The 6,418-nt window shown below is 42.5% G+C and carries 3 protein-coding genes; all 3 read left to right on the top strand.

What is annotated here, in order from left to right; all coding sequences use genetic code 11:
• Nucleotides 1-440: 440 nt before the first annotated feature.
• On the top strand, nucleotides 441-731 hold the full coding sequence (locus MiSe_RS46975) for a hypothetical protein (protein WP_226593941.1): 291 nt from the start codon (nucleotides 441-443) through the stop codon (nucleotides 729-731).
• A gap of 378 nt (nucleotides 732-1,109) precedes the next feature.
• Nucleotides 1,110-2,165 (top strand): calcium-binding protein, encoded by a 1,056-nt coding sequence (locus MiSe_RS51770; protein ID WP_264197083.1) that lies wholly within the window; start codon nucleotides 1,110-1,112, stop codon nucleotides 2,163-2,165.
• A gap of 163 nt (nucleotides 2,166-2,328) precedes the next feature.
• On the top strand, nucleotides 2,329-6,418 hold a 4,090-nt coding region (locus tag MiSe_RS46990; RefSeq protein ID WP_226593943.1), incomplete at its 3' end, for an O-linked N-acetylglucosamine transferase, SPINDLY family protein.

The raw sequence follows: 6,418 nt of genomic DNA on the forward strand, positions 1-6,418 counted from the left end.
TTGTTTGTACAGTAGACCTCTTGCGAAAGTCGATTTTTCGGATGTAGGGGCTGGCGCGCGCGGGCTTACTATCGGTAAAATCAAGGTTTTCATCCGCTGCTGAGCCGGGGCCGGATTTTTACCACAAATCTAGTGAATTAACTTTTTCAATGACGAGTTTAAAACTTGAGAACAACCTGCTTTTATAAATTTCGCTGACAGCTTTTTCAGCTGTCAGCGAAATGCTTTCAGCCTCATTCTTTGTCTTGAGAAAACCCCCAGTGAACTAGATTCATTATCTCTAATGAATCTCGGTTTTTTTCGGTTAGAAAAAGCCCGATTCATCAATCAATTTAAATCTGCCAAACTGGCAACAAAGCTCTGATTATCCAAGCTAAATTAACAACATCAAACAACAGGTTGCTTGAGCAACCAACTAACTTTAAACCAGGAGAAAGACAATGATTATCTCTGACCTGAACTACTTAGAAGTTGCCCAGGAAGAAATCTGCGGTGCTGGTGGCGTTCACTTCGCAAGCACCGTCACAAAGACTGTTGATGTCACAGAAGCATACAAGCTCAATGTAGACGAAAAAATCAAATCTATCGTTTGCCTAACAGGCAACGCGGCTGAAGCTCAAGCTACCGCTGATGCTTATGGAAACGACACCAAGACGATCACCGACACCGCGGCTCAAGCCACAAATTACAGCTCTGAGTCCTTCAGCAAATCAATTGCTGCGGTCGGCTAATTTGATTTATCCAACATTTTGTCAATAGGTTGTTTGTACAGGGAATTAACTTTTTCAATGACGAGTTTAAAACTTGAGAACAACCTCCAAATTTTATAAATTTCGCTGAAAGCTTTTTCAGCTTTCAGCGAAAAAAATGCAATTCTTTGTCTTCAGAAAACCAAACTATCAAATGTCTAAGGCAAATGCCTAGAGTGAACTTGATTCATTAGGTCTAATGAATCAAGGGTTTTTTCATGAAAAAACCCAGGGAAAATCATCTCATTATCACTGGCAAATTCATCAATTTAAATCTGCCAAACTGGCAACAAAGCTCTGATTGTACCAGCTAGATTAAAAACATCTTGAGCAAATTTTATAATTTAGGAGATAAAATATATGGCTTTCCTACGAGGAGACGCTACAGCGAATAGGATTGTAGGCTTACCAGAAGATGACTTTATCTTTGGCGAGGAAGGCGACGATACCTTAGTGGGCCTCGGTGGGCAAGATGTGATTAAGGGTGGCATCGGCAACGATATCCTGTATGGTGATGGTGCGCCCGATGCCATTGGCAATGACCTGCTGTTTGGGGAAGATGGCAATGATACCCTCTATGGCGGCGGCGGCGATGACATTCTCAACGGAGGTAACGACAACGATATCCTCTATGGTGAGGCCGGGAACGATCAGCTGATTGGGGGTGATGGCGACGATATCCTCTATGGGGGAGATGGCGACGACTTTCTCGCGTCTGGCTTTGGCAACGATCAGCTATATGGTGGCAATGGGAATGACCAGGTGATTGGCAACCGTGGGAATCAGCGCCTAGAGGGCGGCAGCGGCGATGACTTTCTCGGTGGCGGCGCTGGGAATGACTTGCTGTTTGGCGGTAGCGGTGCGGATGAAATGGATGGGAGTAGTGATAATGATTTGCTTTTTGGACAAGCAGGTAACGATAAACTGTCGGGCGGAACTGGCAATGATGTCCTTTTCGGGGGCAGCAACGATGGTTCCCCCAGCGGCAATGACGAAATTGATGCCGGTCAAAACAACGACTTAATCTTCGGCGAAGATGGCAATGATAAACTCATAGGTAATTCTGGCAATGACACAATCTATGGTGGCGAAGGTGATGACGAAATCATCGGCGTTGCGAGTACGGGAACAGGCGAACTTGATATCTTAACGGGTGGCGGTGGTGTAGATACCTTCGTTCTGGGAAATACTAATAACGTCTTTTATCAGGGCTTTAGTGATAATGATTTCGCTGTGATTAAAGATTTTCAACTTAACCAAGACCTGATTCAGATTAATGGTATCAATCTGGATGGCTATAGTTTTGGCAATAGCAGCGGCAATGGTTTGATTTTCTTTAAGAACGATCTAATTGCGGTTTTCTCAGGTGTTAATATTAATTCGATTTTGGCTTCGCCCTCGTTTAAGATTGCCTAAGGAATTTTCAATACTTGACATTCTGCCTCCCTGGCGGGGGTTAATATTAAGGTCATCTGCACAGAACTCTGTAAATAAAAATGATTTTGCGCCTTCAGAGGGCTGGCATTGCTAATGGTAACTGCCTTGACATAACCCCCCGAAAATAAATTTTCATAGAGCCATGAATATGGAAAACATTTCAGAATATAACGTTAAATATATCATCCAAATAGCGTTGCAGAAGCATCAGTCAGGTGAATGGGATGAAGCTGAATCATTATACAAACAGGTATTACAAATTCAACCCGAATGTGTAGGGGAGCCAGGAAAGTTATATTATGTTCAGGCTCATAACAACCTGGGAAATATCTTGTGGCAACAGGGTAAGTTAGAAGCAGCTTTAAAATCATACCATTCAGCCTTAAAAATTCAACCTAATTATGCTCCATCTCATTACAATTTGGGAAATATATTCTTGCAACAAGGGAAGTTAGACGCAGCCGTAGATTACTACGAACAAGCCTTAAAGCTAAAACCTGATTATGCTGAGGCTCATAACAATCTGGGAAATGCACTCAAACTACAGGGCAAATTAGATGCAGCTATAGAGTCGTTCCGGCAAACTTTGAGAATCAAACCAGATTGGATTCAAGTTCATAAAAACTTGGGCAATACACTCTATGAACAGGGCAACCTAGAGGCAGCTGTAGAGTCATATCATCATGCTTTAAGGCTTAATCCTGAATTTGCTCCAGCCAAATTTGGAATTGTCATCGCTCAGCTGCCAATTATCTATTCAAATTTGACAGAAATAAACCTCAAGCGAAATAATTATCAACACCACTTACAACAATTAGCTGAACACTATAAACTAGCTAATCCCAAAGAGCTAGAGAAGGCAGCGGATGCTGTAGGTTCATTACAGCCTTTTTATCTGGCATATCAGTGCTTAAATGACCGAGAATTGCAGAATATTTATGGGGAAATGATTTGTCAGTTAATGGCGAGTCGCTATCCCCAATGGACCCAGCCTATTGCTCTGCCAGATTTAAAAGAAAACGAAAAAATTCGCATCGGTTTTGTTTCTAGTTTTTTTTACAATCATTCTAATTGGAAAATTCCTATTAAGGGTTGGGTTGAAAATTTCCCTAGGAGTGAGTTTGAATTATTTGGGTATTACACTGACACAAAACAAGATCAAGAAACTGTCAGAGCAACGAAAGTATTTGACAAATTTACCCAAGGTTCACTGCTGCTTGAACAATGGTGTGAATTAATTCAAAAAGACAAGTTACACATTCTGATTTTTCCCGAATTCGGAATGGACCCGATGACAGTTAAGTTGGGTTGCTTAAGACTGGCTCCGATTCAAATTACCTCTTGGGGACAACCTAACACCAGTGGGCTACCAACGATTGACTATTACTTGAGCAGTGAATTAATGGAACCAGAAAATGCTCAAGAACAATATACAGAAAAGTTAGTAAAATTGCCCAATTTGTCGATTTATTACACGCCTTTAGCAATTCAACCTCAAGTCATAAACAAGGAAGAAATAGGCATCAAAAATGACGAAGTAATGTTCTGGTGCTGTCAATCCTTATTCAAGTATTTACCTGAACATGATGATGTCTTTCCGCGAATTGCCAAAGATTTAGGTAGTTGCAAGTTTGTATTTATTCAATATGACAAAAGCGAATCTGTGACGGCTCTCTTTCGCCAACGCTTAAGCCGTGCTTTTGAGGCATTCGGACTCAATTATCAAGACCACTGCATCTTTTTGCCTCGGTTAGATTCTAATATGTTCGCAGCGGCTACAGCGATCGCAGATGTGTTCCTGGATAGCATTGGTTGGTCTGGATGCAATTCTACATTGGAAGCGATCGCTCACAACATACCTGTCGTCACCTTGCCGGGAGACTTGATGCGAGGACGGCATACTATGGCTATACTCAAAATGATGGGCATAGAAGAGACGATTGCTACGACGAAAGATGAGTATGTGCAGATGGCAGTTCGTCTGGGGCAAGATGCTGAATATCGTCAACAAATTTCCCGGCAAGTCGCTGAGAATAAATATAAGTTATATTACGACTTAAAACCAATCAGATCCCTGGAGGATTTTATTTTGGATACAGTTGGGAAAAAATCCATAGTCAATCAATCGCAGCCGGACAATGTTTTGGAATCATCGGTGCAATCTCTGATTAACAAAGCTGTTGAGAAAGATGAGTTAGGTAAATTGTATGAAGCTGAATCTCTCTACAAACAGGTATTAGAAATTCAGCCCAATCATCTGCTCGCTCAAGTCTCATTAGCAGACTTATTGCAAGCGCAAAATAGATTAGACGAGGCTATTGAAGCTTACCAAAAAGTTTTAAACCTTCATCCAAATCCCCTGATAGCTGTTGTAGCATACAACAACGTGGGAAATGCCCTCAAGCAGCAGGGTAAGTTAGAGGAAGCCGTACAAGCATACCAGCAAGCCTTAACAATCCAACCTGGTGCTGAGGTTTATAACAACTTGGGAAATGCCCTCAAGCAGCAGGGTAAGTTAGAGGAAGCCGTACAGGCATACGAGCAAGCCTTAACAATCCAACCCGACTGTGCTGACGCTAGATTTGGGATATTGATCGGTCAGCTGCCGCCTATCTATTCCAGTGTTGACGAAATCCAACGCAGGCGAAATCATTATCAGCAACATTTACACAAATTAGCTAATTACTATGCTGCTAATCCCCAAGAGCGAGCAAAGGCAGCTCAGGCAGTAGGTAAGTTAAAGCCTTTTTATCTGGGCTATCAAGCCTTGGATGACCGACCGTTGCAGCAAATTTATGGGTCAATGATTTGTCAGTTAATGTTGAGTCGTTATCCCCAAGGTAGCCAAACTATTGAACTTCCCAAATTAGCAGCAAACGAAAAAATTCGGGTTGGTTTTGTTTCCGGATTTTTTAGCAAACATTCCATCTGGAAAATTCCGTATAGAGGCTGGGTAGAAAACTTGGATAGAAGCGAGTTTGAGCTATTTGGTTACCACACTCTCAGCCAACCAGATCCGGAGACCCTAAGAGCGGCGAAAGCGTTTGATAAATTTACTCAAGGTCCGCTGCTGCTTGAACAATGGTGTGAGGTGATTAGGCAAGACAAGTTACACATCCTGATTTTTGCAGAATTAATGATGGACCCGATGACTGTTAAGTTGGGTTGCTTAAGACTTGCCCCGATTCAAATTGGGTCGTCTTTGGGACATTATGTGACCAGTGGTTTACCGACGATTGACTACTTCTTGAGCAGTGACTTAATGGAGCCAGAAAATGGACAAGACCACTACACAGAGAAGTTAGTTAGGTTACCAAATCTTGCGTTCCATTACACACCTGTTGAAATTCAACCTAAAGCCATAACCAAAAAGGATATAGGCATCCAAGATGATGAAATCATGTTCTGGTGTTGCCAATCCTTGTTTAAGTATTTACCGCAACATGATGATGTCTTCCCCCGGATTGCTCAGGAGTTAGCTGCTGCGAAATTTGTATTTCTTGGCAATGTCAGTGAACCTGTGACTGAAGTCTTCCGTCAGCGGTTAAACCGTGCTTTTGAGGAATTCGGACTTAATTATCAAAACCACTGTATATTTTTACCTCATAGTTGGGATTCCCAGAGTTTTGCTGGTACTACAGCCATTGCAGATATCTTCCTAGATAGCATCGGTTGCTCTGGAGGTAACACGAGCATCGAAGCAATAGGGTGCAACATTCCAGTGGTCACCTTGCCAGGAGAATTGATGCGAGGGCGGGTGACAATGGCATTCCTCAAAATGATGGGCATCTCAGAGACAATCGCTGCAACGAAAGAAGAATATGTGAAAATTGCGGTGCGTCTGGGACAAGATGCTCAATATCGTCAACACATCTCCCAGCAAATTGCCCAGAAAAAGCACCAATTATATGGCGACTTAAAACCTGTCAGAGCTTTGGAGGATTTTCTCTTAAAGCTCGTCAACAAACCCAGGAGATTTGACGCAAGAGAAGTAGCCGAAACTCTGCAACTGGCAGTTCAACATCAACGAGAAAATCGCTTAGAGGATGCTGAACAACTCTATCGTCAAGTGCTGGAAAAACAACCTGACCACCCAGAAGCTTTATACGGACTCGGCATGTTGATGCAACAGATGGGGCAACCCGAAACTGCCCAGCAGTTGCTTGTTGCAGCTTCCCAAGTGCAGCCGGATTCTGTCAAGATTTGGTTCAGTTTGGGCAATTTGCGTCAAG

The organism is Microseira wollei NIES-4236, from assembly GCF_020521235.1.
Lineage (GTDB): Bacteria > Cyanobacteriota > Cyanobacteriia > Cyanobacteriales > Aerosakkonemataceae > Microseira > Microseira wollei.

What these genes read in the sequence shown, in the direction of transcription:
- MiSe_RS46975 (WP_226593941.1), top strand. Translation starts at nt 441, where the DNA reads ATGATTATCTCTGACCTGAACTACTTAGAAGTTGCCCAGGAAGAAATC.
- MiSe_RS51770 (WP_264197083.1), top strand. Translation starts at nt 1,110, where the DNA reads ATGGCTTTCCTACGAGGAGACGCTACAGCGAATAGGATTGTAGGCTTA.